The sequence below is a fragment of the Bradyrhizobium sp. CCBAU 45394 genome, assembly GCF_028128655.1.
GTDB lineage: Bacteria > Pseudomonadota > Alphaproteobacteria > Rhizobiales > Xanthobacteraceae > Bradyrhizobium > Bradyrhizobium diazoefficiens.
Genome location: NZ_LBIX01000171.1, coordinates 79,377 through 105,984, shown reverse-complemented (window position 1 = coordinate 105,984; position 26,608 = coordinate 79,377). Strand labels below are relative to the sequence as shown.

24 protein-coding genes are annotated in these 26,608 nt (G+C 65.1%); 7 read left to right on the top strand and 17 right to left on the bottom strand.

Annotated elements, in window-relative coordinates; genetic code table 11:
• Nucleotides 1–92: 92 nt before the first annotated feature.
• The 8 genes from WN73_RS28445 to ubiE form a co-directional block, all read right to left on the bottom strand.
• On the bottom strand, nucleotides 93–815 hold the full coding sequence (locus WN73_RS28445) for a nucleotidyltransferase family protein (protein WP_011083577.1): 723 nt from the start codon (nucleotides 813–815) through the stop codon (nucleotides 93–95).
• Between the two features lie 193 nt (nucleotides 816–1,008).
• Nucleotides 1,009–1,326, bottom strand: coding sequence for a PilZ domain-containing protein (locus tag WN73_RS28440; protein ID WP_011083578.1), 318 nt, complete (start codon nucleotides 1,324–1,326; stop codon nucleotides 1,009–1,011).
• A gap of 87 nt (nucleotides 1,327–1,413) precedes the next feature.
• Nucleotides 1,414–2,970 (bottom strand): tRNA (adenosine(37)-N6)-threonylcarbamoyltransferase complex ATPase subunit type 1 TsaE, encoded by a 1,557-nt coding sequence (gene tsaE, locus WN73_RS28435; protein ID WP_271555668.1) that lies wholly within the window; start codon nucleotides 2,968–2,970, stop codon nucleotides 1,414–1,416.
• Complete coding sequence (locus tag WN73_RS28430; RefSeq protein ID WP_271555666.1) at nucleotides 2,967–5,471, bottom strand: sensor histidine kinase; 2,505 nt, start codon at nucleotides 5,469–5,471, stop codon at nucleotides 2,967–2,969. The genes tsaE and WN73_RS28430 overlap by 4 nt, the downstream gene beginning before the upstream one ends.
• Before the next feature lie 376 nt (nucleotides 5,472–5,847).
• Nucleotides 5,848–6,306 (bottom strand): dUTP diphosphatase, encoded by a 459-nt coding sequence (dut, locus tag WN73_RS28425; protein ID WP_011083581.1) that lies wholly within the window; start codon nucleotides 6,304–6,306, stop codon nucleotides 5,848–5,850.
• Nucleotides 6,303–7,754 carry a bifunctional phosphopantothenoylcysteine decarboxylase/phosphopantothenate--cysteine ligase CoaBC gene (coaBC, locus tag WN73_RS28420; protein WP_011083582.1) on the bottom strand — a complete coding sequence of 484 codons (1,452 nt, stop codon included), beginning with the start codon at nucleotides 7,752–7,754 and terminating at the stop codon, nucleotides 6,303–6,305. The genes dut and coaBC overlap by 4 nt, the downstream gene beginning before the upstream one ends.
• A gap of 56 nt (nucleotides 7,755–7,810) precedes the next feature.
• Nucleotides 7,811–9,385, bottom strand: coding sequence for a 2-polyprenylphenol 6-hydroxylase (gene ubiB / locus WN73_RS28415; RefSeq protein WP_011083583.1), 1,575 nt, complete (start codon nucleotides 9,383–9,385; stop codon nucleotides 7,811–7,813).
• Nucleotides 9,382–10,143 (bottom strand): bifunctional demethylmenaquinone methyltransferase/2-methoxy-6-polyprenyl-1,4-benzoquinol methylase UbiE, encoded by a 762-nt coding sequence (gene ubiE, locus WN73_RS28410; protein ID WP_011083584.1) that lies wholly within the window; start codon nucleotides 10,141–10,143, stop codon nucleotides 9,382–9,384. Before ubiE ends, ubiB begins: the two co-directional genes overlap by 4 nt.
• Before the next feature lie 81 nt (nucleotides 10,144–10,224).
• Here ubiE and mutM point away from each other — a divergent pair, with 81 nt between their 5' ends.
• A complete protein-coding gene (mutM, locus tag WN73_RS28405) occupies nucleotides 10,225–11,106 on the top strand; it encodes a bifunctional DNA-formamidopyrimidine glycosylase/DNA-(apurinic or apyrimidinic site) lyase (RefSeq protein WP_271555662.1) in 882 nt (293 codons plus the stop codon).
• Nucleotides 11,107–11,277: 171 nt separating this feature from the next.
• Here the strand turns inward: mutM and WN73_RS28400 are convergent, their stop codons facing one another.
• Nucleotides 11,278–12,021, bottom strand: coding sequence for a ParA family protein (locus WN73_RS28400; RefSeq protein WP_271555660.1), 744 nt, complete (start codon nucleotides 12,019–12,021; stop codon nucleotides 11,278–11,280).
• A gap of 246 nt (nucleotides 12,022–12,267) precedes the next feature.
• Entirely contained in the window at nucleotides 12,268–13,629 is a 1,362-nt protein-coding gene (locus WN73_RS28395; protein WP_271555658.1) for a serine protease, read from the bottom strand.
• Between the two features lie 267 nt (nucleotides 13,630–13,896).
• On the opposite strand from WN73_RS28395, the gene WN73_RS28390 reads away from it, so the two are divergent.
• Nucleotides 13,897–14,700: a HesA/MoeB/ThiF family protein gene (locus WN73_RS28390; protein ID WP_028172509.1), complete on the top strand. Its 804-nt coding sequence runs from the start codon at nucleotides 13,897–13,899 to the stop codon at nucleotides 14,698–14,700.
• 49 nt (nucleotides 14,701–14,749) lie between these two features.
• On the opposite strand, the gene WN73_RS28385 is transcribed toward WN73_RS28390, so the two are convergent.
• Nucleotides 14,750–15,751, bottom strand: a complete 1,002-nt coding sequence (locus WN73_RS28385; protein WP_011083589.1) for a 2-hydroxyacid dehydrogenase — start codon at nucleotides 15,749–15,751, stop codon at nucleotides 14,750–14,752.
• Nucleotides 15,752–16,081: 330 nt separating this feature from the next.
• Between WN73_RS28385 and WN73_RS28380 the strand changes: the two genes are divergently transcribed.
• Complete coding sequence (locus WN73_RS28380) at nucleotides 16,082–16,612, top strand: SH3 domain-containing protein (protein ID WP_011083590.1); 531 nt, start codon at nucleotides 16,082–16,084, stop codon at nucleotides 16,610–16,612.
• 157 nt (nucleotides 16,613–16,769) lie between these two features.
• Here the strand turns inward: WN73_RS28380 and irrA are convergent, their stop codons facing one another.
• Nucleotides 16,770–17,261 (bottom strand): iron response transcriptional regulator IrrA, encoded by a 492-nt coding sequence (gene irrA / locus WN73_RS28375; RefSeq protein ID WP_008131763.1) that lies wholly within the window; start codon nucleotides 17,259–17,261, stop codon nucleotides 16,770–16,772.
• 350 nt (nucleotides 17,262–17,611) lie between these two features.
• Here irrA and fabA point away from each other — a divergent pair, with 350 nt between their 5' ends.
• From fabA to WN73_RS28355, 4 genes are all read left to right on the top strand, one after another.
• Nucleotides 17,612–18,133, top strand: coding sequence for a bifunctional 3-hydroxydecanoyl-ACP dehydratase/trans-2-decenoyl-ACP isomerase (gene fabA, locus WN73_RS28370; RefSeq protein ID WP_011083591.1), 522 nt, complete (start codon nucleotides 17,612–17,614; stop codon nucleotides 18,131–18,133).
• Between the two features lie 40 nt (nucleotides 18,134–18,173).
• Entirely contained in the window at nucleotides 18,174–19,397 is a 1,224-nt protein-coding gene (fabB, locus tag WN73_RS28365) for a beta-ketoacyl-ACP synthase I (protein WP_028172510.1), read from the top strand.
• Between the two features lie 135 nt (nucleotides 19,398–19,532).
• Nucleotides 19,533–20,330, top strand: a complete 798-nt coding sequence (gene fabI, locus WN73_RS28360; RefSeq protein ID WP_011083593.1) for an enoyl-ACP reductase FabI — start codon at nucleotides 19,533–19,535, stop codon at nucleotides 20,328–20,330.
• A gap of 192 nt (nucleotides 20,331–20,522) precedes the next feature.
• Nucleotides 20,523–22,460: an autotransporter family protein gene (locus tag WN73_RS28355; RefSeq protein WP_231166754.1), complete on the top strand. Its 1,938-nt coding sequence runs from the start codon at nucleotides 20,523–20,525 to the stop codon at nucleotides 22,458–22,460.
• A 64-nt stretch (nucleotides 22,461–22,524) separates the two neighbouring features.
• Here WN73_RS28355 and WN73_RS28350 read toward each other — a convergent pair whose 3' ends face one another.
• The 5 genes from WN73_RS28350 to WN73_RS28330 form a co-directional block, all read right to left on the bottom strand.
• Nucleotides 22,525–23,121, bottom strand: a complete 597-nt coding sequence (locus WN73_RS28350) for a glutathione S-transferase family protein (RefSeq protein ID WP_028172512.1) — start codon at nucleotides 23,119–23,121, stop codon at nucleotides 22,525–22,527.
• 115 nt (nucleotides 23,122–23,236) lie between these two features.
• Nucleotides 23,237–24,127 (bottom strand): hypothetical protein, encoded by an 891-nt coding sequence (locus WN73_RS28345; protein WP_028172513.1) that lies wholly within the window; start codon nucleotides 24,125–24,127, stop codon nucleotides 23,237–23,239.
• A gap of 60 nt (nucleotides 24,128–24,187) precedes the next feature.
• Nucleotides 24,188–25,027, bottom strand: a complete 840-nt coding sequence (locus WN73_RS28340; RefSeq protein ID WP_028172514.1) for a hypothetical protein — start codon at nucleotides 25,025–25,027, stop codon at nucleotides 24,188–24,190.
• 82 nt (nucleotides 25,028–25,109) lie between these two features.
• Nucleotides 25,110–25,571, bottom strand: coding sequence for a GNAT family N-acetyltransferase (locus WN73_RS28335; protein ID WP_028172515.1), 462 nt, complete (start codon nucleotides 25,569–25,571; stop codon nucleotides 25,110–25,112).
• Between the two features lie 6 nt (nucleotides 25,572–25,577).
• Nucleotides 25,578–26,504: a hydrogen peroxide-inducible genes activator gene (locus tag WN73_RS28330; protein WP_011083599.1), complete on the bottom strand. Its 927-nt coding sequence runs from the start codon at nucleotides 26,502–26,504 to the stop codon at nucleotides 25,578–25,580.
• Between the last annotated feature and the right edge of the window lie 104 nt (nucleotides 26,505–26,608).

Genomic DNA, 26,608 nt, shown 5'->3' with positions numbered 1-26,608 from the left:
GCTTGCGCCGTGCCCACCGTATTCGTCATTGGAGTTAGCTTGTGCGGTGGGCACGCTTCGCTTTGCCCACCCTACGGCACCGTGTTCGCGGCCTACGCCACGCTCTCCAGAAATGCCTCTTCCGCGGCATGCACCGCATCAGGCGTGCCGACATGCATCCAGACGCCGTCGAGGCGCAGGCCGAACAGGCGCTCCTGCTCGTTGGCGCGGTCGAACATCTTGGTCAGCGAGAACTCGCCCTGCGGCGCATCGGCGAAGATCGACGGCGACAGGATCGCCGCGCCGGCATAGACGAACGGAACGACCTCTTTCTCCTTGCGCTTGCGCAGGGCTCCGTCGGGCAGCATGCCGTAATCGCCGCGGCCGCTATAGCCGATGCTGGTCGCCGTCGGCGCCATCAAGAGCAGGATGTCCATGCGCGCGGGATCGAAGTTTTCGGCAAGCCGCGCCAGGTTCGAGCGCACGCCGTCGATCCACAGCGTGTCGGAATTGACATGGAAGAACGGCGCGTTGCCGAGCAGCGGCAGCGCCTTGACCACGCCGCCGCCGGTGCCGAGCACCTGGTTGCGCTCGTCCGAGATGGTCACGCGCGGATGCTGGCGCGATGCGACGTGATCGATGATCTGGTCCGGCAGGTAATGCACGTTGACCACCGCCTCGCTCACGCCGGCCTGGCCGAGCTTGTCGAGCACGTGGTCGAGCAGCGGCTGGCCCGCCACCGGCACCATCGGCTTCGGCATCTTGTCCGTCAACGGACGCATGCGCAGGCCGAACCCTGCGGCGAGCACCATGGCTTTGGTCGGTTTGACGGACATCGTTTGCTTTCTCAGATTCGTCTTTCTCAGCCTCGTGGACTCAGAACTCTTGGGATTAGAACTCTTGGAATTACTCTCGAAATTGCCCTTGGAAATCGCGTTCGCGGCAATCCTAGCACGGGACTCATTCAGCCGCACCGCATCTCAACCGCCTTAGCCACCTGCCGTGACGGTTGTACGACGGGTGTGGCCGTTACGCCCCGACGGATGCGGAACGCGCCTTTTTCTTCTTGTCGCCGAGCTTGAGGAAATTGACGCCGATCTGGTCGCCATTGACCCAGGCAAGCTCACAGCGCCGGTACGCGAGTCCGGTGGACGACAGCAGGAGAAAAAATTCCTTCAGATGGAGCCCTTCGACCGAACCGTCGATGGTCAGCTTGGCGCCGCTCTGGGAGACGTCCTCCATGGTGCAGTCGCGCCGCCACGTGCCGTCGATTCCCATCATCTGGGCCGGAATCCCACGCTCGAAAACAACCCGGCTGTTGCTGCGCTGGTCTGTCTTCACCGCCATCTGCCCTTGCTCCAGCCCGGTAATCATTCGGCTCCTTGCCGCCAGAATACCGACGTCTTGGCTAACAGCCGGTAAATCGGGCTCGAATCAGCCTTGGGGCGGTTCTGGTGCCGGTTCTTGTGACGGCCTTTGGGGTGGCGGGACGTTGGCGAGATACCAGTCGCGCAAATGGCTGAGCGCGGGATGCGCCAGCGAGCGCTGGAGGTAGGTCCAGATCCGCGGCTGGTGGCGCAGGTAATGCGGCTTGCCGTCGCGGCGGTTGAGCCGGGCGAAGGTGCCGAGCAGGCGGGTGTTCCGCTGCGCCGACATGATGGCGTAGAGCTCGGCGAAACCGGCCGGATCGAAGCTCGCATCATCAGCGCGGCGCGCCTTGATGTAGCGCGACAACAGCGTCAGCTCGAGATTCTCGGGCACGTCGATGCGGGCGTCCTGGAGCAGCGACACCACGTCGTAGGATTGCGGCCCCAGCACGGTGTCCTGGAAATCGATCACGCCGACGCGTTCGATGCCGGTGCGCATCCCGAGCCAGATCAAATTGGGCGAGTGATAGTCGCGGATGATCCACGTCCTCGGCGCGGCCAGCGGCTTCTTCAGCAGCTCGCGCCACATCGCAAAGAATTCCGCGCGCTTCGGCTCGCTCAGCGGCGCGTTGCGATCGGGCAGATACCATTCCGGCATCAATCCGATTTCGATCAGCATCGCCTCGGTGTCGAAGACCGGAATGGCGTAGCTCTGGCCGTCCAGCGGCAGCGTCTCCGGCAGCGTCTTGCCGTGCAGCACCGCCAGCACGTCGGTCGCGGCTTCGTAGCGCTCGGGAATCGGGCGCGGCGGGTTGCCTTCGATTACGCCTTCGCTGCCGAAATCCTCCGATATCAGGAAGCCGTGGTCGAGATCGGCATGATGGATCGCGGGCGCCGAGATGCCTTGCGCGCGCAGGCCTTCGTCGATGGCGACGAAGGGTTTGACGTTTTCGGCGAGATGCACCGCGGCGCTGTAGGACTTTCCGTTGTAGAGCGCCGCGCCGTCGGGGCGCTGCGGAAAGTTCATGAGGATGACGATCTCGTCGTCGCGCAGCAGCCGCGCGTAGGACCGTGTCGAGGCGTCGCCGGCCATGCGCCGCCGCATCGCGTCGAGATAGCCGGATGCGTCGAGGAATTCGCGCAGCGCTTTCAGACGCGCGACCTGGGCTGCGCCCTTGCCGTAACCGGTGACGTCGGCGGCACGTGCGTTCGAGCCCAGAGCCGGACGATGGGTGAGTGCGATGTCGATGCGATCCTCGGGCAGCGCCGACGGCGCACGCTCCGGCCATTCGATCAGGACAAGCGTGGCGTCCGGCAGCGGCGACAGCCCGATCTCCTCGAGCTCGCTCTCGTCCTCGACGCGGTAGAGGTCGGCATGCATGACCGGAAACGGCGGCAGCTCATAACCCTGCACCAGAGTGAAGGTCGGGCTCGGCACTTCCAGCGCCTCGTCGTCGGCGAGGTAGCGGATCATGGCGCGGGCGGCCGCGGTCTTGCCGGCGCCGAGGTCGCCGGTGAGCGTGATGACATCGCCCGGCCCGACCAGCAGCGCGAGATCGGCCATCAGTTGCGCGGTGGCCGTCTCGTTGTGAAGCGCGACGGAGAATGTGGTTGGCGCGCTCATTCGGCGGCGTCGCGATGCGCCGCCTGGTCGGTCGGGAAGTCGCAGATCACGACCGTGCCCCTGCCCACGATCGAATCCACCCGCACCTTGCCGCCATGCAGCTCGACGAAGGAGCGCACCAGCGACAGGCCGAGCCCGGCGCCGCGGTGACGCGACCCCTGCGAGCGGCTTTCGAACCAGTTGAACACCTTGTCCTTCATGTCGGCAGGTATTCCAGGCCCGGAATCTGTCACAGTGAAGACCACACTGTGCTCGGTGCGGCGCGCGCTGATGCCGACGGTGGAATCCTGTGGAGAAAACCCGACGGCGTTGGCGAGGAGGTTATAGAGCACCTGCACCACGCGCTTTTCGTCGCCGATGAAGCTGCCGATATCGGGCGCGATCTCGACCTTCAGGCGGATGCGGTCGGTGGCGAGCCGGTCCTGGATGCCCTCGGCGGCGAGCTCGATGGTCTTGCTGACGTCGACCGGGCCGAGTTCCAGCTTCATCGCGCCGGCGTCGATGGTGGCGAGATCGAGGATGTTGTTGGTCAGCGCCAGCAGCGCGTTGGTCGATTTCGTGACGTAGTCGAGATATTCGGCCTGTTTCGGCGTCAGCGGTCCGGTCGAGGGGTCGCTGAGGAAATGCGCGAAGCCGATGATGGTGGTGAGCGGCGAGCGCAGCTCGTAGGAGACGTGGTGGACGAAATCCACCTTCATCTGGTCGGCGGCCTCCAGCGCCTCGTTGCGCTCGCGCAGCGCGCGCTCGACGTTCTCGGTGTCGGTGATGTCCTGGAACGTCAGCATGGTGGCGCCGTCGTGCAGCGGCCGGATCATGCCGTCGAGCACGCTGCCGTCCTTGCGCTCCAGCTTCAGCGGCACGTCGGCGCGGCTCTCGATCGAGGTGACGGCCTCGCGGATCTGCCGCCAGACCACGGGATCGTCGAACAGCTGATGGCACCAGCCTTCGACGGTCTGGATGTGCGGCTCGTCGCGCATCGCGTCGCTCGACAGCTTCCACATCCGGACGAAGGCCGGGTTGAAGAGCTGCGCCTTGCCGTTGCTGCCGAACACCGCGACGCCCTCGGCGAGGCTGTCCAGCGTCTCGCGCTGGACGCGGATCATGCCGTCGAAGCGGCGGGCGAGCTCGAGGCTCTCGGTGACGTCGTCGAACAGATAGGTGACGCCGCCTTCCGGGTTCGGCGTGGTGACGACGGAGAGGGCGCGGCCGTCGGGCAGGTACCAGGTGTCCTTGGCGGCCTCGACCGCGCGATAGGCCTCGTGCAGCTTGGCCTTCCAGGCGCGGAAGTCGGGCTGCTCCGGCAGTTTTCGCGCGGCACGGAGCTGGTCCAGCACGCTGGAATCATCGGGATTGGCGTCGAGGAAGGTACGGTCGAGGTCCCATAGCCGGCGGTAGGAATCGTTGTAGAAGGCAAGGCGCCGGTGGCCGTCGAACACGGCGACGCCGGAGGAGAGCTGGTCGAGCGTGCGGCGATGCGCCTCCGCCATCCGCACCAGCGCCGAGCTCAGCGCATCCGCCTCGCTGGCATCGATCGCGACGCCGACGCTGCCGCTGCCGACATTGACGGCGCGCACGTCGTAGATGCGCCGCTCGCCGCCGATCACGATCGGCAGCCGGGAGGTGAAATTGGCCGCGTCCTTCAGTCCCCGTTCCATGGCGCCGCGGTCGGCGCTGTCGAGCAGCTCGAGCTTGCGCTCGTGGGCGTCGCTGAAGCTCGCAGCCTCGGTCGCGCGGACATAGGCCGGGTTGGCGAAAGTGAGCGCACCGTTCTCGCCCTTGGCCCAGATCGGCCAGGGTGCCGCCGCAGCGAAGCCGCGCAGCATCTCGGTCTCGTCGGAGAGCGCCTTGTAGCGCAGATTGGTTTCGGCCAGATCCCGGCGCAGGCCCGAGAGTTCGCGAATCCTGACAATGGCCTGGCCACCGATGGCGCGGCCGATGGCTTCCAGCGTATGGCCATGCGCGGTGGTCAGCGTCAGCTGGAACCCGTCGCCGCGGTCGCGCAGCGCATCCACAGCGTGATCCATCTGGAGCGCGGGTTCCGGCGGCAGCCAGGTTCCGAAGGCGAGCACGCGCTGCGGGGAGGAGTCGCGCGGCAGCACCATCGAGACGTCGCCCGAAATCTGCGCGCGGTTGTCGCCCGCCGGCCAGGAGATCAGGATCTGCGGTTCGGCGAACAGCAGCGCGCCGAAGCGGTCGGCCTGGAGTTGCAGTTCCCCGATCCGCGCGCGCAGCCGCGCCTCGTTCTTCGCCGTGCGCACGCGCGTGCGCATCAGCAGGATCGCGGCCATCACCGAGAAGCCGAGCAGCGCCAGCGCGGTGGCGAGCACCGCAAGTTCCTGCCGGTTGAAGTCCAGCAATTCCGAAAGTGTGCCAACGAAGTCGGCGGCCTCAGCCGGCGCAGCCGGCAGCAGCGCCGCGAGAGCGCTCCCGATCAGGCCGTCGCGCACGAGCGATGTGCACGATAGCAGCGTCCGACGCATCGACACGATCACGCCTGACATAGTTGCCCCAAGACCGCACGAATTTACGCGCGGCGACCCCCGTCGCGCGCGAATCAAACGACAATACCCCCACCGTGACTCCACCGGTAAGAGTCCAGATCGTGAACGCAAAGGCGGCCCCAAAAAAATGCGGGACGTGGCGTTCCGGGTTCACGTAGTTGTTCGGAGAATTCGGCTGGAGTTGCCGTGCGTTAGCGGCCCATGCGAACTGTTGCCCCGATGAAGGTGCGCTCCCTCGCCCGCTCGCGGGGGAGGGTTGGGGAGGGGGTGTCTCCGCGGTGGGAATCCCCGAGAGGAGAGAACCCTCACCCGCGTCGCTTCGCTCCGCGACCTCTCTCGCAAGCGGGAGAGGTGAAGCCCAACTCGCCGCCGTGCGTTAGCGGCCGGTCGAGCCGAAGCCGCCGGCGCCGCGATCGGTCGCCGACAAGGTCGCCACCGGAACCAGCGCGGCCTGAACCACGGGCGCGATGACCATCTGCGCGATCCGCTCGCCGCGCTTGATCACGAAGGCCGCTGCGCCGTGGTTGATCAGGATCACCTTGATCTCGCCGCGATAGTCCGCGTCGATGGTTCCGGGCGAGTTCAGCACGGTGACGCCGTGCTTGGCGGCAAGCCCCGAGCGCGGCCGCACCTGCGCCTCGTGCCCGGGCGGCAAGGCGATCGCAAGGCCGGTCGGCACCAGCGCATATCGGCCGGACGCAAGCGTCAGCGGCGCGTCCTCCGGAACCGCGGCCATCAGGTCGAGACCGGCGGCCTCCGCCGTCTGATAGGCCGGCAGCGGCAGGCCCTCGGCATGCGGCAGGCGTTGCAGTTCGACCGTGACTTTCGTGCTCAAGATGCGGGCTCCAGGGATTTGCCGATCACACTCTTGACGATATGCGCGATCAGCTCGGTGGCGACCTGTTCCTTGGTCATCGCGGGCCAGGAATCAACCGCGATCTCGCCGTTCTTCTCACCATTCTTGCGGCTGATGAGGTGGACAGTGTTGCGGTCGCCGCCCATCACGCCGGTCGCCGGCGAGACGTCGTTGGCGACGATCCAGTCGCAGCCCTTGCGGGCAAGTTTTGTCTTGGCGTTGTCGATGAGGTGCTCGGTCTCGGCGGCGAAGCCGATCACCAGCGGCGGGCGCTTGTCGGTCAGCTTCGCGATCGTGGCGAGGATGTCGGGGTTCTCGACCAGCTGGAGCGGCGGCATGCCGGCCGAGGTCTTCTTCAGCTTCTGCTCGCCCTCATTGGCGACGCGCCAGTCGGCGACCGCGGCGGCGAAGATCGCGATGTCGGCGGGAAGGGCCGCCTGCACCTGCTCCAGCATCTGCCGCGCCGATTCCACATGCTTCACCGTCACGCCCTGGGGATCGCCGAGATCGACCGGGCCGCTCACCAAGATCACCTCGGCGCCGGCGGCCTGCGCGGCGGCGGCGATGGCAAAGCCCTGCTTGCCGGAAGAGCGGTTGGCGATGTAGCGCACGGGGTCGATCGGCTCGTGGGTCGGGCCCGCGGTGATCAGCACGCGCTTGCCGGCGAGCGGGCGCGGCACCGGCGGCCGCAGCAGGCGCTCGGCGGCGGCGGCGATCTCCAACGCCTCGGACATGCGGCCGATACCGGCTTCACCCGCCTCGGCCATCTCTCCGGAATTCGGCCCGATCAGCACGACGCCGTCGCGCTGAAGCTGCGCGACGTTGCGCCGGGTCGCCGCATTGTTCCACATCAGCGGATTCATCGCCGGCGCCAGCAGCACCTTGCGGTTGGTCGCGAGCAGGATGGCGCTGGCGAGGTCGTCGGCATGGCCGTTCGCCATCTTGGCCATCAGGTCGGCCGTGGCGGGGGCCACCACGATCAAGTCGCAGTCACGGGCCAAGCGGATATGGCCGGCGTCGAACTCGCTCTGGGGATCGAACAGGTCGGTATAGACGCGCTCATGCGAAAGGGCGCTGACCGAGAGCGGCGTGACGAACTGCTGGGCCGCGTTGGTCAGCACGCAGCGGACCTCGATGCGCCGCTCCTTCAGCCTTCGGATCAGGTCGAGCGATTTAAAGGCCGCGATCCCGCCGCCGATGATCAGGGTGACGCTGGCCTCGGCAAGGGCGCCGGTGCGCTGAGGCGTCGGAGCGGTGGATGCCGTAGGCGGCACCGCAAAGGGCGTCAGCGGCTCCTCACGGCCCTCGATCAGCTCCCGCAGGATGACCCGGACCTCTTCCTCGAGGGACCTGTGATTCTTGGCCGAACGCAGCCGCAGATAGGTTTTGACGTGTTCGTCGAGCTTGCGGATGGTTAGGCTCGCCATGACGCCCTCCGGCACGGAATGATAGCGATGCTATCAATCGAATGATTGCAATGCAATCACAAATTCCGGACGGCGATCAGGATCCCGATGAAGGTCGCTGCGATGATCCAGAGCGCCACGGTGCGCCAGCGGTTCTTGCGGCCCTCGCTGCGGCCCATCGCCGCGATGCTCTCCGGCGACAGCCGCAGGCCCTCCCGCGTCATGGTCTCGAGCTGCTCGAGCACTGCAACGGAGCGCTGCGCGATATCGGGCAGGCGCATCAGCACGCGGGCGAGGTCGCCGCCGCCGGTGAGCGCGCCCTGCACCCGGCCGATCGGCCCGAGATTGCGCTCGATCCACTCACGCACCACGGGGTCGGCGGTCTTCCAGATATCCAGCCTGGGATCGAAGCCGCGCGCCACGCCTTCGACCACGACCATGGTCTTCTGGAGCAGGATCAGCTCGGGCCGTGTCGTCATGTCGAACAGGCCGGTGACCTCGAGCAGCAGCGTCAGCAGCCGCGCCATCGAGATCTCTTCGGCCGTGCGGTTGTGGATCGGCTCGCCGATGGCGCGGATGGCTTGCGCGAAATTCTCGACGGAGTGGTGCGCGGGCACGTAGCCCGCCTCGAAATGCACCTCCGCCACACGGCGATAATCGCGGGTGATGAAGCCGAGCAGGATTTCGGCGAGGAAGCGCCGCTCCTTCATCCCGAGCCGGCCCATGATGCCGAAATCGACCGCGACGAGGCGGCCGGTGTCGTCCAGGAAAAGATTGCCCGGATGCATGTCGGCGTGGAAAAAGCCGTCGCGCAGCGCGTGGCGCAGAAAGCTCTGGATCACCTTGCGGCCGAGATCGGGCAGGTCGACCTGCGCCTCTGCCAGGCGCTTGTGATCGTTCAGCGCGATGCCGTCGATCCACTCCATCGTCAGCACGTTGTGCGTGGTACGGTCCCAGTCGACCGTGGGCACGCGGAAGTCGAGATCGTCGCCCGTGTTCTCCGCCATTTCCGACATTGCAGCCGCTTCCAGCCGCAGGTCCATCTCCATCGCGACCGAGCGCGACATGGTGTTGATGACCTCGATCAGGCGCAGCCGCCGCGCCTCGGCCGAATAGGTCTCGGCCTTGTGCGCAACGTAGAAGAAATCGGAGAGATCGCGCCGGAAGCGCGAGGCCACATTCGGGCGCAGCACTTTCACGGCGACTGCCTTGCGGATGCCGTCACGTACCACTTCGCCGCGATGCACCTGAGCGATCGAGGCGGCGGCGACCGGCGGGCCGAGGCTCGCGAACACGTCCTTGAGCGGACGCTCCAGGGAGGCTGCGATCGCAGCTTCCGCTTCTGCTTGCGAAAACGGCGGCAGGCGATCCTGGAGACTTTCCAGGTCACGCGCCATGATGACGCCGACGACGTCGGGGCGCGTCGCCAGGAACTGCCCGAGCTTGAGATAGGCCGGGCCCATCCGGGTCAGCGCGCGCGACAGTCGCGGTCCGTGCTTTGGACCGCGCCGTTCGACGATGCGCGCAAGCTTCAGCGCGAGCTGCCCGGGCGGCGGCACCAGGCTCGGGTCGACGGAGCCGAACACGCCTTCGCGCGCGAACACGAACGCAGCGCGCATCAGGCGCGCGGTGTGGGTAATTGCAGAAATCACAAACGCCAGCCCGAATGCAGTGCGACGATGCCGCCGGACAGTGTCTGCCAGTTCACGCGGGCAAAGCCTGCGTCGCGGATCATGTCGGCGAAGGCGTTGGGCTTGGGAAACTTGCGGATCGATTCGACGAGATATTGGTAGGACTCGGCGTCGCCCGTGATCATGCGGCCGAGCGGCGGGATCACCTTGAACGAGAACAGGTCATAGAGCTTGTCGAGGCCGGGCATCTCGACGGTGGAGAATTCCAGGCACAGGAAGCGGCTGCCGGGCCTCAGCACGCGATAGGCCTCGCGCAGCGCCAGGTCGATCTGCGGCACGTTGCGGATGCCGAAAGCGATCGTATATGCGTCAAAGCTGCGGTCGGCAAAGGCGAGCGCTTCGGCATTGCCTTCGACGAAATCGACCTGGGTCTCGAGATGGCGCTTGGCGGCGCGCTCGCGGCCCACGGCGAGCATGTCGGAATTGATGTCGCAGACCGTGGCGTGGAAGCCGGGGCCGGCGGCCTTGGCGGCGCGGAACGAGATATCGCCGGTGCCGCCGGCGACGTCGAGCAACGCGAACGGCCGGTCGCCCCTCGGCGGATCCAGCGCGTTGATCATGATGTCCTTCCAGACCCGGTGCAGGCCGCCGGACATCAAGTCGTTCATCAGGTCATAGCGCGACGCAACGCTGTGAAACACATCGTTCACCAGCGTCTGCTTGTCCCCCAGGGGAACGTCCCTGAAGCCAAAATGCGTGGTTTCGCCCGGCCGATCCATTACTCTACTCCACGAGGCGGACCATAGCGCGTCCGCCGCAATGGCGCTATCACACCGCCCTCATAAGGTGAATGCCTGACCATGCCTGAATTGCCCGAAGTCGAGACCGTCCGCCGCGGCCTTCAGCCCGTCATGGAGGGTGCGAAAATCGTCGTCGCGGAGGCCCGCAGGCCGGACTTGCGCTTTCCGTTCCAGCCGGACTTCGTGGCCCGGCTCCAGGGGCAGGTCGTCACGGGGCTCGGCCGCCGCGCAAAATATCTCATGGCCGATCTGGCCTCCGGCGACGTGCTCTTGATGCATCTGGGCATGTCGGGCTCGTTTCGCGTCATCAAGCCGGACAATGATGCCGCACCTGGGGAGTTTCACTATCCACGGGGTAAGGACACCACTCATGACCACGTGCTGTTTCGGATGTCCTCCGGCGCCGACATCGTCTTCAACGATCCGCGCCGCTTCGGTTACATGAAAGTGATCGCGCGCAACGCGCTCGAAGACGAGCCGCTGCTCCGCGGCCTCGGCCCCGAGCCGCTCGGCAACGAATTCGATGCCGCGATGCTGGCGCGATCCTGCGAAGGCAAGGCCACCAGCCTGAAGGCCGCGCTGCTCGACCAGCGCGTGGTGGCAGGGCTCGGCAACATCTATGTCTGCGAAGCGCTGCATCGCTCGCACCTGTCGCCGCGCCGGATCGCTGCGACGTTGGCGACCAGGAAGGGCGAGCCAACGGATCACGCGAACAGATTGGTCGGTGCGATCCACACCGTGCTGAACGACGCCATCAAGGCCGGCGGCTCGTCACTGCGCGACCATCGCCAGACCACAGGTGAGCTCGGCTACTTCCAGCATTCGTTCAAGGTCTATGACCGCGAAGGCGAGACCTGCAAGACGCCTGCCTGCGGCGGCACGATCAAGCGCTTCACCCAGAACGGCCGTTCGACCTTCTGGTGTCCGAAATGTCAAAAGTGAGGATCAGGCTCGCGACCGCGAGGCTGTGAGTCTCTGCGAGCGTGACGAGCTCACCACGACGTCATTGCGAGTGCAGTGAAGCAATCCGGCCGGGCTGGTGGCCGGATTGCTTCGACGCTGGTGCCCTTCCGGATGGTGAAGGGCCGGCTGACGCCCGAGCGATCGCCCCGCTCAGGACGCCAGTGTCGTGGTCTCGTCCGTGGAAAGCCCGGTGGCGGCATGCAGCAGGCCGTCCGGAGCCGACATGACCTGGTCGATCAGGGCATTGGTCGTGGCGCTGAGCTCGAGCCGGCTCTCGATCCACTGCCAGAGGCCGCGGATCTCGTCCGCCGACTTGCCGTTCGGCGCGAATTCGCTGACGGCGAGGCCGCCGGCGAGTGAATCCTGGTGGTCGTTGCGCATCACGATCAGGGGACGCGCGAGCACCTCGGCGAGATCGAGCGCCGCTTCCTCGGCGAGCGTGTTGGCGGCATTGTCGATGCGCTGGCCGCGGATCGGCGTCTGGTTCAGCACGAAGCTGTAGGGCCGCTTCCAGGCGCGTGCGACGCTCAGCGTCGAGGCGGTCGCCTCGATGTCCGCGACGCTCGGGCGGGCCGGGATCAGGCAGAGATCGGAATGACGGATCGCGGCGGTGGTCGCGGCGCTGAGGCCGGCCGCGGTGTCGATGATCGCGAGCTGGAGGCCGCTGTCGGCCAGCATGTTCAGGCGCGGCGCGATGTCGGCGGCGTGATAGATCGGCTCGACCACGAGATCCTCGGCGGTGCGACGGCGCTGCCAGTTGGACAGGGTGCCCTGCGGGTCGGTCTCGATCAGGCGGACGGTGAAGCCGGCCTGCTTGGCCGCCAGCGCGAGGCCGACGGCGAGCGTGCTCTTGCCACTGCCACCCTTTTGGGTGGCCAGTACGATCGTGTGCATGGGAAGATAAATCCTTTGGAGTGCCTGGGTCAGGAATACGCCACGCGAACGTGCATCGCTTCTGGATGCTGAGCTCTTCTCGCTCAGGACGTGCCGGCCCGATCCAAAGGGGATCGCGGAGGTCCGAATCAACGGTAACAATGATGTCGGAATCGGGAATGCCAGCTAATCCGTACCATTACTGGACCCGTAGTCGTACGTGCGATGTGCGCCGATAGACACGAGAGATTGTGATTGTCGCCTGGCTTACTTCCGCACGCAGATCACGCGGACGACTGCGGTCTTCGCATCCGCTGAACTGCCGTTTGCTGTGACGCCGTTGGCCTTCAGGAAATCGCGCACCGTCTCCGCTGAGACCATCACGGCCTGCGATGCCGGCACCGACGTCGCGGGTCCCGCCACCATCGCCGGCTTCAACAGCGCAATGCCGGCGAATTTGCCGTCCGCGTCGATCGCGGGGCTGCCGGAAAATCCGACCGCCGGTGGTGGCGACAGCGCGGAATCGCTGCTCGTGACGGGTGCGAGCGCGCCCTTGACGCTCGAGACCCCGGCCGCGCCGCCCTGGCTTTGCGGATCGGCGATGCCGACGACATCGACATTCGTCTTCGCCCCGCCGCCAGCGAGGCCGAGTGGCTTCAGGCCACGCGCGCCGTAGATGTGCAAGAGCGCGAGATCGTGCTCCTTGTCCTCGGCAAGACGATCGGCGCTGCCGTGGCCGGCGATGGTGATCGCAAGGCAGCTGTCGGTGACGAGGCGGTCGGTGAGGATCGCGCCGTCGTCGCTGACGACGATGCCGGTGCCGTATTCGACGGTCTTGCGCGGCGGCGGTCCGGCTTGCGGACCTGCCGGAAATGCATTGAACGCGCTCGACATCGCGATCACGACCGGCTCGACCGTGTTCTCGGTGGCCTGGTCGTAGAGGATCGTCATGATGCGGACTTCGTCGCCCTTGAAGGTGCCGCGCACGTAGAATTTCTTCAGGCCCTGGAGCCCCGACAGCACGAAGAAGTCGGGCTTCACCACGGTGTAGTCGACCTTGCGTCCGGCCGGCTCCTTCTTCTCGGCGTCCGCGAGCTTCGCGGTCGTGGGGTTCGCCTCCTTGCGCCGGCTGAGCAGCACCTGCACAGTTCCGGTCGGCGAGGTCCATTTCGAGCCGTTGGCGTCGGTCGCCTGCTGCGGCACCAGTTTTGAGGGAATGCCGAGCCGCGCGCCGCTGGTCATCTCCGTCACGATCTTCCAGCCGACGCTGTCCTGCTTCCGCCGCGCGGTCTCGGCAAGCGCAGCGCGCTCCTGCGGATTGAGCACGCCGGTCGGCTTGCCGCCCTTGTTCTTCTGGTACTCCTTGATGGCATTGACCATGCGCTCGCTGACCTCGCCGGTGATGGCGCCGTTATATTGGCCGACCCAGGCGAGGTCGGACTGGAGCGAGAGGCGTTCGGCCTGCGCCATGGCATCGGCCGTTTCCGACGGTGTCTGAAGTGCGGGCGGGCGGATCGGAACGGTCTGGACCGTTTTCGGCTTGGTGCCGGGGACCTGCGGCGTCGTCATCTGGGCGTTCGCGCCTGTGGCGGCCGCAAACATCAGTGTTGCCGCAAGCATCGATCTCATGACAAATCCAGCCAGCCCATTGAACGCAATGCCATTGAAGCACATCTCGTTGGTCGCGAACAATCTCGGGGTGGTTCAGGCCTGCGGGCAGGCCGGACCCTCATCTGAGAGGACGTGAGTGTTACGAGGTCATTCCGGGGCGGCTCGAAGAGCCGAACCCGGAATCTCGAGATTCCGGGTTCGATGCTTCGCATCGCCCCGGAATGACAGTATGTGCGACTTCCGCGCTCCTCGCGGAGAGCGGCAGCAATCTAGGAAGAGCTGAGAATGCTGAGCCCGGACGAACTCGAACGTTATGCCCGCCATATCGTGCTGCGCGACGTCGGCGGCCCGGGCCAGGCCGCGCTGAAGCGGGCCTCCGTGCTGGTGATCGGCGCCGGCGGGCTCGGCGCGCCCGCCTTGATGTATCTGGCTGCCGCCGGGATCGGCACGCTCGGCGTGGTCGATGACGACGTGGTGTCGCTGTCCAACCTCCAGCGCCAGGTGATCCATACGACGCCCGATATCGGCCGCCACAAGGTCGAGAGCGCGGCCGAGCGCATTTCCGCTCTCAATCCGCATGTCCGCTTTGTCGGTCACGCCACCTGGCTCAACGCCGACAACGCGCTCAGCCTGATCGGCGACTACGACCTCGTGCTCGATGGCTCCGACAATTTCTCGACGCGCTATCTGGTCTCGGACGCATGCTTCTTCGCGAAGAGACCGCTGATCACCGCGGCGCTCGGCACCTTCGACGGCTCGCTCACCACCATCCGCGCGCATGAAAAGAACGAGGCTGGTGAATTCAATCCGACTTATCGCTGCCTGTTTCCGGAAGCGCCGCCGCCCGGCACGGTGCCGGCCTGTGCCGAAGCCGGCGTCATGGGCGCGCTCGCGGGCGTGCTCGGCTCGATGATGGCGCTGGAGGCGATCCGCGAGATCGTCGGCTTCGGCGACGGCCTCGTCGGCCGCCTCCTGATGATCGATGCGCGCGCGATGCGCTTCGAGACGCTGCGCTACGGGCGCGATCCCGCCAATCCGCTCAACGGCGATGGGCCTGTGATCGCCGATCTGAGCGTGCACCGCGATTAGCGCGTGTTCTTCAATCTCTACCCCCGCGTGGCCCCCAGCGCACAGCGCCTCAGAGCATGCTCGGCAGCACGCGATCCGGCGGCTTGTGCGCGTCGAGGAAGGTGCGGATGTTGATGATCACCTTCTCGCCCATCTCGACGCGGCCTTCGATCGTGGCCGAGCCCATGTGCGGCAGCAGCGTCACCTTGCCGGCCTTGGCCAGCCGCACCAGCTTCGGGTTCACCGCGGGCTCGTGCTCGTAGACGTCGAGCCCGGCGCCGCCGATCTCGCCGCCTTCGATCAGCTTGATCAGCGTGTCCTCGTCGGTCACCTCGCCGCGCGCGGTGTTGACGATGTAGGCGTCCTTGCGGATCAGCTTCAGCCGTCGCGCCGAGAGCAGGTGATAGGTCGCCGGCGTGTGCGGACAGTTCACCGAGAGAATGTCCATCCGCGCCAGCATCTGGTCGAGGCTTTCCCAATAGGTCGCGCCAAGCTCTTCGGCGATCTTCGGCGCCACGGGACGGCGGTTGTGGTAGTGGATCTGCAGGCCGAAGGCGCGGGCGCGGCGCGCCACTGCCTGGCCGATGCGGCCCATGCCGATGATGCCGAGGCGCTTGCCGCCGATGCGGTGGCCGAGCATCCAGGTTGGCGACCAGCCGGGCCAGGGCTTGCCTTCCGTCAGGATCGAGGCGCCTTCGATCATCCGCCGAGGCACGGCCAGGATCAGCGCCATGGTCATGTCGGCGGTGTCTTCGGTCAAAACCTTTGGCGTGTTGGTGACGGTGATGCCGCGCGCATGCGCGGCCTCGACATCGATATTGTCGACGCCGTTGCCGAAATTGGCGATCAGGCGCAGCTTGCAGTCGGGCTGGTTGACGATGTCGGCGGTGATGTGGTCGGTGACGGTCGGAACCAGCACGTCGGCGGTGCGCGCGGCTTCCGCGATCTGGTCGGCCGACATCGGCGTGTCGTCGAGATTGATCCGCGCGTCGAACAGCTCGCGCATCCGCGTCTCGATCGAATCCGGCAGCTTGCGCGTTACCACGACGAGGGGCTTTTTCTTCACCGACATGTCCTGCTCTCATGAGGCGTGGCAAGCCCGCCTCTGTCGCCAAAGGCCGGCCGTTCAGGCCTCATTAACCCGGTTGTTCGACACTGCCCTTGCCGTGTCGTCCCCGGCGTTTCCTTCAAGCTCTCCCGATATTTCCATCCGGAAAATCGGGCCAAACTGGTTGTTCAAGCGTCCGTCCTCTCTAGCAGAAGGCCGGGCCAAGACAAGAACCACGGGGTAAGGCTTGGCGGAACACCCGCGTGGGGCGGGTCAGGGACGACCGCGGCAGGGTATTTTGGAATTTTGGGGTGAGGGTCCGGCTCGGCCGGGTCCTCGACAGGAGACGGGTTGATGGCGTTGGGGCGTTTTTGTTCGGTGATGGCGCTCGTTTGCACCTGGTTGAGCGCCTCGGTCAGCCCCTCGCATTCGGCGAAGGACAACACCCCCCAGAGCGCCAGCGGCCTCCCGGTGCCGCGCTATGTCAGCCTGAAGTCGGATCACGTGAACGTCCGTGCCGGTCCGACCAAGGACAATGACGTGGCCTGGGTCTATACCCGCGCCGGCCTGCCGGTCGAAATCACAGCCGAGTTCGAGAACTGGCGCCGGGTGCGCGATTCCGAAGGCGCCGAGGGCTGGGTCTATCACTCGCTGCTGTCGGGCCGCCGCACCGCAGTCGTCACCATGAAGCACAAGGACGAGCTCGCGCCGATCTATGACCGCGCCGATCCTGACAGCGCGGTTGCGGCCAAGCTCCAGGCCGGCGTCGTCACCCAAGTGAAGAAGTGCAGCGCAAACTGGTGCCGCGTCACCGGCAACGGTTTTGACGGCTGGATCCAGCAGGAACGCCTCTGGGGCGTGTATTCGGACGAGCAGGTGAATTGACGCTGCAGGCGTCATCCCGGGATGGCGCGAAGCGCCAGACCCGGGATCTCGAGATTCCGGGTTCGGTGCTACGCACCGCCCCCGGAATGACGGCGTAAACAATTATGGCCGGGACAAGCCCGGCCATGACGACCAAATCAACAGTTTAGGATAGATCTCAGCGCTTCTTGCGCAGGCGCACGACCATGTCGATGCGCGCGATCTCGTAACCCTCGGGCACCTCCGGCATCTTGGACAGCGCCAGATGCGGATCCTCGATGTCGACCAGCTCATGGCTGTTCTCGAGGTAATAGTGGTGGTGCGTGGTGACGTTGGTGTCGAAATAGGTCTTGGTGCCGTCGACACTGACCTGGCGCAGCAGGCCGGCGTCGGTGAGCTGGTTCAGCGTGTTGTAGACGGTCGCCAGCGACACCGGAACCTTGGCCAGCGTGGCTTCCTCGTACAGCATTTCAGCCGTAAGGTGACGAGCACCCTTGCCGAACAGGAGCCAGCCCAGCGCCATGCGCTGCCGCGTCGGGCGGAGCCCGGCGGACTGGAGCATTTCGTTAACGTCGTGCCACGGGCAGCCGGTCAAAGCCGGCTGGCGGCCGGACAGGAGGGCCGCGGCATGGACGTCGTCGTCGTGATGGGGCGCGGTATTCTCGCTCATTTCCAGATTTCGGGCACGCGTGAGCAATAACTCCCTGCAATATAAGAACAGATAGATGCAGATGCAAGTTTCTCGCAACTAGAGAGGTTCTAATCGGAGTGGAACCGAGCGAGGAGCCCGTCATTTTACCTTCATGAGAGCGCTTTGCCACCGAAATGGCCTGTGTTAGAGAGCGCGCGGTTCCGCTTAGCCGATTTTGGTGCACCGGGGCATCGAGGCCCGGTCCGCAGTCCATCGGGGCTTGTGGGAGTTGCGCCTGACGATGGCAATTGGCGTTACTCTCCGACCGGGACGGGGCCCATTTTCGCCAAAAAACGTCGCTCAATCGGACTTTGAACAGAGGCACATGCATGCTGAACAGGCGCAACGGTTACGAATACGAAGATCTGCTGGCATGTGCCCGCGGCGAGATGTTCGGCCCGGGCAATGCCCAGCTGCCGCTGCCGCCGATGCTGATGTTCGACCGCATCACGGACATCAACGACAATGGCGGCGAATTCGGCAAGGGCCTGGTGCGCGCCGAGCTCGACGTGAAGCCCGACCTCTGGTTCTTCGGCTGCCATTTCAAGAACGATCCGGTGATGCCCGGCTGCCTCGGCCTCGATGCGCTGTGGCAAATGGTCGGTTTTTACCTGGGCTGGAGCGGCGGTGAAGGTCGCGGTCGCGCGCTTGGCCTGAACGAGCTGAAGTTCAGCGGCCAGGTGCTGCCCGAGGCCCGCAAGGTTGTGTACAACGTCGATATCAAGCGCGTGATGCGGGCAAAGCTCGTGCTCGGTATCGCCGACGGGTGGCTTTCGGTCGATGACCAGATTATCTATCGCGCGAAGGATCTGAAGGTCGGCCTGTTCAAGCAGGGCACGAGCCTGGGCTGAACGCATCACAAAGAAAGACAACGATTTAGGCGAGGCTGTCATGAGGCGGGTTGTGGTCACCGGGATGGGCATCGTCTCGTCCATCGGAAACAACACCCAGGAAGTGCTTGCGAGCCTCCACGAGGCGAAGTCGGGCATTTCGCGGGCTGAGAAATATGCCGAGCTCGGCTTCCGTTCGCAGGTGCAAGGTGCGCCGACGCTCGACCCTGCGACGGTCGTCGACCGCCGCGCGATGCGCTTCCTCGGCCAGGGCGCGGCCTGGAATCACATCGCGATGGAACAGGCGATCCAGGACTCCGGTCTGTCGCCCGAAGACGTCTCCAACATCCGCACCGGCATCATCATGGGCTCCGGCGGCCCCTCCGCCCGCACCATCGTCGAATCCGCCGACATCACCCGCAGCAAGGGCCCGAAGCGCGTCGGACCGTTTGCAGTGCCGAAGGCGATGTCGTCCACGGCGTCCGCGACGCTCGCGACCTGGTTCAAGATCAAGGGCGTGAATTATTCGATCTCCTCGGCCTGTGCGACCTCGAACCATTGCGTAGGCAATGCCTATGAGACGATCCAGATCGGCAAGCAGGACATCATCTTCGCCGGCGGCTGCGAGGAGCTGGACTGGTCGCTGTCGGTGCTGTTCGACGCGATGGGCGCGATGTCGTCGAAGTACAACGACACGCCCGCGACCGCCTCGCGTCCCTACGACGTCAACCGCGACGGCTTCGTGATCGCCGGTGGCGCCGGCGTGCTGGTGTTGGAAGAGCTCGAGCATGCCAAGGCGCGCGGCGCGCGCATCTATGGCGAGATCGTCGGCTATGGCGCGACCTCGGACGGCTACGACATGGTCGCGCCGTCGGGCGAGGGCGCCGAGCGCTGCATGCGCATGGCGATGTCGACGGTGAAGACCAAGGTCGACTACATCAATCCGCACGCGACCTCGACGCCGGCAGGCGATCCGCCGGAAATCGAGGCGCTCCGCAAGGTGTTCGGCACCGGCGAGAAGTGCCCGCCGATCTCGGCGACCAAGGCGCTGACCGGCCATTCGCTGGGCGCGACCGGCGTCCAGGAGGCGATCTACTCGCTGCTGATGATGAACAACGGTTTCATCTGCGAGAGCGCGCACATCCAGGAGCTCGATCCCGTGTTCGCCGACATGCCGATCGTGCGCAAGCGCATCGACAACGTCAAAATCGGCACCGTGCTGTCGAACTCCTTCGGTTTCGGCGGCACCAACGCCACGCTGGTGTTCAGCCGGCTGGACGTGTGATCTCTGATTTTGTCATGCCCCGCGAAGGCGGGGCATCCAGTATGCCGCGGCTTCTCCATTTATCACGACGGTCTCTGGATACTGGATCGCCCGCCTGCGCGGGCGATGACGTCGAAAATAGGAGCGACGGCTGACATGGAAGGTTTGATGAAGGGCAAGCGCGGTCTGATCATGGGCATCGCCAATGATCATTCGATCGCGTGGGGCATGGCGAAGACGCTGCATGCCCATGGCGCCGAGCTTGCCTTCACCTTCCAGGGCGAAGCCCTAGGCAAGCGAGTCAAGCCACTGGCGGAGCAGCTCGGCGTCGAACTGGTGCTGCCTTGCGACGTCGAGGACATCGCCAGTGTCGACGCGACCTTCGATGTGTTGCGCGAAAAATGGGGCAAGCTCGATTTCGTCATCCATGCGATCGGCTTCGCCGACAAGAACGAGCTGAAGGGCCGCTACGCCGACACCAGCCGCGAGAATTTTTCGCGCACCATGGTGATCTCCTGCTTCTCGTTCACGGAGGTCGCAAAACGTGCCGCCGAGCTGATGACGGAGGGCGGCAGCATGATCACGCTGACCTTCGGCGCCTCGGAGCGCGCGATGCCGAACTACAACGTGATGGGCGTGGCCAAGGCGGCGCTGGAAGCCTCCGTGCGCTACCTCGCCTCCGATTTCGGACCGCGCGGCATCCGCGTCAACGCGGTCTCCGCCGGTCCCATCCGCACGCTTGCCGGCTCGGGGATCGGTGAGGCGCGCGCGATGTTTGCCTTCATGCAAAAACACTCGCCGCTTCGCCGCGGCGTCACGCTCGACGAGCTCGGCGGTTCGGCGCTGTACCTGCTGTCGGATCTGTCCGGCGGCGTGACCGGCGAGATCCACTACGTCGATTCCGGCTACAACATCGTCCTGATGCCGAGGCCTGACGATCTGAAGTCGGAATAAAGCGTTCGCAGGCCGCCTGAGGCCGCGACCGTTTCCTCGCACCCCACGATCATGGGGCAGACTCGGCGATAGAAATAATGTTTGCTGCGCCCGGTGGCGCCGCGGGGTCGTATCCCGCGGTTCGGGAGAGTGGTCTTGCCGAGGATACGTGCGATCAGTCGCGTAGGCGTGCTGGCGTCTGTTGCCGGTGCGATGCTGGTTTGCGGCAGCTCCCGCGCTGTAGCGCAGTCGGCGATCTGGGATGCGACCCTCTCCAACACGAACTGGTACGTGCCGACAGCGCAGCTGCTGGCCTACGCCGCGCCCAAGACCGGCTTCTCCAATCCGATCCCGATCGGCGACCAGACGCTGTGGTCGCTGGCGACCGCGACCAACGGCGCCTTCACCGGAACGAGCGTGGCGCAGCTCAAGCTTGGTCCGGCGCTGCTGACCGATACCTCGACCATCCAGGGGTTCGTCACGACCGCGGGCCAGATCACGATGCTGTTCACGCCGACCGCGGGCGGTGCAGTGACCGTCGGCCTCGGCCACATGCGAACCGTCAACGGCGTGACCGGCATGGAAATGCAGATGATCACGGGCGACAGCCTGCTGGTGACGCATTGGGCCTACATGCTTCCTTACGATCCCGCGACCTTCACGCCGCCGGCCTCGCAGGCCGTTCCGGCGAACTCCGTCCCGCAATGGGCCTGGACGTCGGGCACGCCGTGGCGGATCGTCAGCTCCACGCTGTTCGGCACGTCCGCGCCCGGTCGCTTCGTCATCACGAATTACCAGAACGGATATTTCTGGGGCGCCGGCATTGCGCCCGCGGGGAGCGGTGCTGCGAACTTCACGCTGCTGGGGTCGGTGACGCCGGAAGGCAACGTGCTCTTCAACACACTCTCGAAGGGCACTCTTAGTAGTCTCTATGGCGCTGCGAGCGGCGATACGTCGGGCGCGCAGATGCTGGTCAGCAGCTACGATCTCTCGGGCAACCCGACCGGCGGCATCGCCTATCTCTCGCTGGTGCGGCCCTATGCCGAAACGCTCCAGGCCCGGAACAGCCGTGCGGGATTAGGCGCGGCGGACATGCTCTATCGCTTGTCGGCGACCTCGCTTGGCTGGACCGGCAGCATGGCGACCGGCTTCACCGCGCTCGACAATCTCAGCGGCTCCGGTCTCGTCAACGCCGTCAACCAGACCTTGCCTGTCCTCACCGGCGCGGCGTCGCAGGCGACCTATTCCACGCAACGCACATTTCAGCAGGCGATGACAGGACGATTGGACGACGTGCTCGGGCTGAACGCGGGCGCAACGCCTGAACGGAATCTTTGGATGAAGCCGCTAGGCGGCGGTGTCCGGCAGGGCAGTGTGGATGGCGTCCCCGGCTATAACGCGTCCGGCGGTGGCATTGCCGTGGGCGCGGACACGACAATCTCCACGCGCGCGATGATCGGCGGCGTGTTCGCCTATTCGCATCAGACGATCACCGGCAGCGAGGATGCCGTCCCGAACCGGCTCGCCATCGATTCCTATCAGGCCGGACTCTACGGCGCCTATGCGCTCGGCCATGGCGTTCAGGTCGATGGCCAGCTCGACGGTGCGTTGAATGACAACGGCGAGAGCCGCTCGCTCACGTTCATCAACAATACGGCTGCGGCCGGCTATCGGTCCTATAGCGGGCACGCCGGTGTGGGTGTTCGCAAGCTGATCCCGCTCGAGCCTGGATTTGCGATCGCGCCGTTGCTGCGGCTGGACTATGGACAGGTTCGTTCGCCAGCCTATCAGGAAGGCGGCGCAGGCGGCTTCAGCCTCAATGTGGATTCGCAAACCTATCGCGAATTGACGCTGACGGCAGGGCTGAAGGGCGCCTACAGGATCGCGCAGCACGTCTATCTTACCGGCGATGTCGGCGTCGGCTACAACGCGCTGAATCAGGGACTTCAGATCAAGTCAGCGTTTGCCGGCGGCGGCGAGACCTTCACGACCGGCGGCCTTGCCCTGTCGCCGTGGATCTACTCGACCGCGCTGGGCATCGTCGCGGCCGACAACAACCGTTTCGATCTCGGCCTCCGCTACGGCCTCGCGGCGACATCCTCCGGATTGCTCCAGCAGTCCGGGCTCGCCGTCCTCAAGATCAGGCTTTGAGCCGGATTCTTGTTTTGTCGCGTTTTCTTTACGCGAACCGGCATCCACTTCGCTTGAAGACGCTCTAACCCGCCGCGATCTTCTCCGCGCGCTGGAACGCCAGCCGCGCCATGCAGCGCGCCAGATAGGCATCGAAGGCCGGGCGCGACGGCACCATCTTGAACAGGCGCACCGCGAAGTTCAGGCCCGAGCCGACCGTGATGTCGGCGGCGGAAAACTCCTCGCCGAGAATCCATGGGCCCTTGGCGAGCGCAGCTTCCAGCACGTCGAACACCTGCGTCGCGCTGCCCCACGCCGCGGTCGAGGTCGGGATCTCGATCTTGGTGAAGATCTGGATGATGGCCGGCTCGATGCAGCCCGGCGAGAAGAACAGCCATTGCAGATAGCGCGCGCGGCGCGGATCGGTCACAGCGGGCGCAAGCTTGGTCTCGGGATAGCGGTCGGCGATATAGGCGCAGATCGCCGCGGCCTCGCCGAGCGCAGCGTCGCCGTCGCTGAGCGCCGGCACCTTGCCCATCGGGTTGACCTTCAAATAGTCCGGCGCCTTCTGCGCACCGGTCGAGATGTCGGTCAGCACGCGCTCATAGGGCAGGCCGCTCTCCTCCATCAGCCAGAGCGTCGTGAACGAGCGAGAACGGGGCGACCAATAGAGCTTGATCATGGCGGGAACCTTTCATCGACGGAAGGCCAACAGCGCGCAATTCATGCCGCGTTTGCCGCGCATCCGCAACGCACTACGCCTAGGCAGAAGGCAAGCGGCGTGAACGACATGTGGGTCAACGTTCTTTGGCGTCGCTTTGACTCGCTGCTGATCGAACACCGAGCAAAAGCGGCAGCGTCTTGTCGAGGCTTTCCGCCAGCATGGCGCGCACGCCGTCGCGCAGTGCGGGATTGTCGGCGGCATCTTCAGGGCGCGTTGGAAACGATTCTGCGGGTAATTCGCGATAGGGGCCGCCGATTTGCCTCCCCAGAAGCCGCTGCACCACCAGGGAATGATGCACGTTGATCAGCGCAGAGCTCTGTCTGACAACGGAGAAGTCGCGCCCGTCAAAGATGCGGATAAACGCCAGGGCATAAAGATAGATGCGACGCCCTAGCACTACATCCTGGTTGAGGATGCCGAACCCGCGGACCGTATAGTTCGATGTCCCGATAGGGCTGACTGAATTGAGGACCTGAATGTAGTGCCGGCAATTCGTTCCTTTCGCGACCTCGCGCATGTATCCGGCCAGCTCCGCGTTGAGATCGCGGAACAGCCTGTCCTTCAATGTGTCCTTGGACTCATCGCGGGGAGGAAATTTCGCTGGGTTGTAGGGGATTCTCAGAACGGACACGCCGGCAGGGATCGCGGCGCGAGTCCGCGCGAAGATCAGATCGTTGAGCCCCCAGCCTGGGATCGGGACCACCATCGTCTTGTTCTGGAATACGGTGAGGCCGGTCGTCAGCACGGTGAACTCATCGCCGGTGGTGACCACGACACCGAAGTCGCACGAGCCGCCGGCCACGGGAGCGGGCTTGCCCGTCGCTTCACGCCGCGTGGTTATCTTGCCGATGGCTTGTTTGACGGTTGGTCGTGCCGTCTCCAATTGGGCTTGTGCCCGCGCCTGAGTTGAAAAACACCACAGGATGATCGCGACGACGAACAGCAGGGTCATGATGCTGAACACGGCTGTGTTCGCAAGCGCAGCGAAATTTGATTCTCTGGCGTGTCGCGTCGGCAAAGGCGCTTACTCTTCCTTTAGATAGCCCGGCAGGCCCCGGTCGAGCCTGTCGGTGATGAGCGCGCGCGTCCTCTCGCGCAGCGCCGCGCTGGCGGAAGCTGCCGCGGGTGGGGCGGGAAATAGCGAGTTGTCGAGCTTGTTGAGTGGGTCTTCGGTCAGTCGCAGACTCGCAGCGAAGTTGGCGCCGAAATTCACAAAGGGGCGCTTGATCTCCTCGTAGCTCCTTCCGTCGATCAGTGTGATCGCAACATTGGCGAAAAGATGCGAGTGACGGAGGATGCCGCCGACCCCCTGATTGTAAGTGCCGATGCCGTTTAGCGTCATGTGCGAATTTGGCAGCTCCGCCTTGAACGTGGTTGCGACAAGATAGCGCTCGCAATTCGCATTCGCGGTGAAGCTTCGTACGATGTCCGGCAGACGCTCTCCGGGATCGCGGATCAGGATCGTTTTCGGATTATAGAAGGGCTCGAAGACGCCCTTGGGATAGGCGATCCTACGTACCCCGGGATCGTTATTCGTTGCCGCGCGCACCCGTGCGAAGACGAGATCGTCGAGGCCCCAGTCGATCGGGACCTCGCTTGCCTCAGCCTCGAAGATCGTAATGCCAAATTTCTGTACGGAGTAGCGATCTCCGATCACCGAGATCACACCGAGCCGACACGGGCCGCTCTCTGCCGCGACCGGCGGCTTCGCAGTCGGCTTGGCCTTCGGCGCCGCTTTCTTGGCAACCGGCTTTGCCTGTGGTGCGGACTGAGCGACGGGCGCTGTTGTTGCGGGAGGAGTTTGTGCGACTGCCGGGGTCAGAAGGGACAGGAGCGCGATCAGCGAGACAGCAATGCGAAGCATGGATTCCGGGAGCAGGGGTCATCGGTCCCGCCACACTAGGTGGGGATCGTGACAACCGCAAGCTGCATCCAGAGATCGTGGTCTATCCCGCAGCCGGCCGCTTCCAACGGTAATACTTCATCACGAACCCGTTCGACGGTTCGACCTCTTCCTTCTCAAACACAAAGCCTTCGCGCTCGTACCAGCGCCAGGCCTTTTCGTTTTCGCGCACACAGCGCAGGTACATCTCGTCAGGCATTTGCGTGCGCGTGAAGGCGAGCAGTTTTCGCCCGAGGGATTGCCCCTGATAGGCGGGCCCGACAAAGAGCATATCGAGATAGAGTTTGGGCAGATGCAGTGCGAGCATCGCGGCGATGGCGCCGTTGTCGTCGGCGACGAACAGGCTCCAGCCGTTCTCGATCTCGCGCCTGATGCGTGCGCGCAGGTTTGCCAGCAGGAATTCACTCGCCTCGGCAAGCCCGGTCGAGACCCAGCTCTCCATCCAGACGCGGGCGATCTCGTCATATTCGTCCGCGCGGGCGGGGCGGATGACGGGTGCCGGCATCGGAAGTCAGGCCCGTTGGCTGCGCACGGATTGCCGTGCGCGCACCTTGCCGGCCGACAGGCACACCACCTCGGAAATCTGGAGCAGCTGCCGCGCCAGCGGGCTGGTCTTGCGCCAGACCATGCCGATGGTGCGCGAGGGCTGCGGGTCGCGAAAGCGCGTGAGCGAGACCGAGGCCGATCGCGTCTCCACCGGCACCGCCATCTCCGGGATCAAGGTGACGCCGATGCCGGCGCTGACCATCTGGACCAACGTCGACAGCGAATTCGCATCCAGCATCTCGCGCGGCGGCGCCGATTGCATGTTGCAGAAGGACAGCGCCTGGTCGCGGAAGCAGTGTCCCTCCTCGAGCAGCAGGAGCCGCATCTCCCGCATCATCTCGCGCGAGGGTGCGGGCGTTCCCTCATCCGCGCCCGGCCGCACCAGCAGGAATTTCTCCTCGAACAGAGCGACCTCGGTGAGCGAGGGCTCAGACACCGGCAGTGCGACGATGGCGGTGTCGAGCCGGCCTTCGACCAGTTCCTGGATCAGCCGCGGCGTCATCGTCTCGCGCACGCGGATGTCGAGTTCCGGATGCATGCGCGTGAGATTCTTGGTGATCTTGGGCAGCAAATACGGCGCGATCGTCGGAATCATGCCGATGCGCAGTCGGCCGGCGAAGCGGTCCTGCGACGCCCGCGCGAAATCGCCGAGCTCATCGACCGAGCGCAGGATGTCGCGGACGCGGGGGGCGAGCTCTTCGCCGAACCGCGTCAGCGCGACCTGCCGGGCGGTGCGCTCCAGCAGCAGGCCGCCGAGCGCCTCCTCCAGTTCCTTGATCTGCATCGACAGGGCCGGCTGCGAGATCGAACTCGCCTCCGCCGCGCGCCCGAAATGGCCGTGACGCGCCAGCGCGTCGAAATACCGGAGCTGGCGCATCGTCACGTTGACCATCAGAAAATCCTATCGCAGCGATCATTAAAGTCAACTTCCCCTGATGGAATGCGAGGCTTAGACTGCTTCTACCTGGTCAAAGGCGCGAGTTCGACGCCACCAGA

What these genes read in the sequence shown, in the direction of transcription:
- WN73_RS28445 (WP_011083577.1), bottom strand. Translation starts at nt 815, where the DNA reads ATGTCCGTCAAACCGACCAAAGCCATGGTGCTCGCCGCAGGGTTCGGC.
- WN73_RS28440 (WP_011083578.1), bottom strand. Translation starts at nt 1,326, where the DNA reads ATGGCGGTGAAGACAGACCAGCGCAGCAACAGCCGGGTTGTTTTCGAG.
- tsaE (WP_271555668.1), bottom strand. Translation starts at nt 2,970, where the DNA reads ATGAGCGCGCCAACCACATTCTCCGTCGCGCTTCACAACGAGACGGCC.
- WN73_RS28430 (WP_271555666.1), bottom strand. Translation starts at nt 5,471, where the DNA reads ATGTCAGGCGTGATCGTGTCGATGCGTCGGACGCTGCTATCGTGCACA.
- coaBC (WP_011083582.1), bottom strand. Translation starts at nt 7,754, where the DNA reads ATGGCGAGCCTAACCATCCGCAAGCTCGACGAACACGTCAAAACCTAT.
- ubiE (WP_011083584.1), bottom strand. Translation starts at nt 10,143, where the DNA reads ATGGATCGGCCGGGCGAAACCACGCATTTTGGCTTCAGGGACGTTCCC.
- mutM (WP_271555662.1), top strand. Translation starts at nt 10,225, where the DNA reads ATGCCTGAATTGCCCGAAGTCGAGACCGTCCGCCGCGGCCTTCAGCCC.
- WN73_RS28400 (WP_271555660.1), bottom strand. Translation starts at nt 12,021, where the DNA reads ATGCACACGATCGTACTGGCCACCCAAAAGGGTGGCAGTGGCAAGAGC.
- WN73_RS28395 (WP_271555658.1), bottom strand. Translation starts at nt 13,629, where the DNA reads ATGAGATCGATGCTTGCGGCAACACTGATGTTTGCGGCCGCCACAGGC.
- WN73_RS28390 (WP_028172509.1), top strand. Translation starts at nt 13,897, where the DNA reads ATGCTGAGCCCGGACGAACTCGAACGTTATGCCCGCCATATCGTGCTG.
- WN73_RS28385 (WP_011083589.1), bottom strand. Translation starts at nt 15,751, where the DNA reads ATGTCGGTGAAGAAAAAGCCCCTCGTCGTGGTAACGCGCAAGCTGCCG.
- WN73_RS28380 (WP_011083590.1), top strand. Translation starts at nt 16,082, where the DNA reads ATGGCGTTGGGGCGTTTTTGTTCGGTGATGGCGCTCGTTTGCACCTGG.
- irrA (WP_008131763.1), bottom strand. Translation starts at nt 17,261, where the DNA reads ATGAGCGAGAATACCGCGCCCCATCACGACGACGACGTCCATGCCGCG.
- fabA (WP_011083591.1), top strand. Translation starts at nt 17,612, where the DNA reads ATGCTGAACAGGCGCAACGGTTACGAATACGAAGATCTGCTGGCATGT.
- fabB (WP_028172510.1), top strand. Translation starts at nt 18,174, where the DNA reads ATGAGGCGGGTTGTGGTCACCGGGATGGGCATCGTCTCGTCCATCGGA.
- fabI (WP_011083593.1), top strand. Translation starts at nt 19,533, where the DNA reads ATGGAAGGTTTGATGAAGGGCAAGCGCGGTCTGATCATGGGCATCGCC.
- WN73_RS28355 (WP_231166754.1), top strand. Translation starts at nt 20,523, where the DNA reads ATGCTGGTTTGCGGCAGCTCCCGCGCTGTAGCGCAGTCGGCGATCTGG.
- WN73_RS28350 (WP_028172512.1), bottom strand. Translation starts at nt 23,121, where the DNA reads ATGATCAAGCTCTATTGGTCGCCCCGTTCTCGCTCGTTCACGACGCTC.
- WN73_RS28340 (WP_028172514.1), bottom strand. Translation starts at nt 25,027, where the DNA reads ATGCTTCGCATTGCTGTCTCGCTGATCGCGCTCCTGTCCCTTCTGACC.
- WN73_RS28335 (WP_028172515.1), bottom strand. Translation starts at nt 25,571, where the DNA reads ATGCCGGCACCCGTCATCCGCCCCGCCCGCGCGGACGAATATGACGAG.
- WN73_RS28330 (WP_011083599.1), bottom strand. Translation starts at nt 26,504, where the DNA reads ATGGTCAACGTGACGATGCGCCAGCTCCGGTATTTCGACGCGCTGGCG.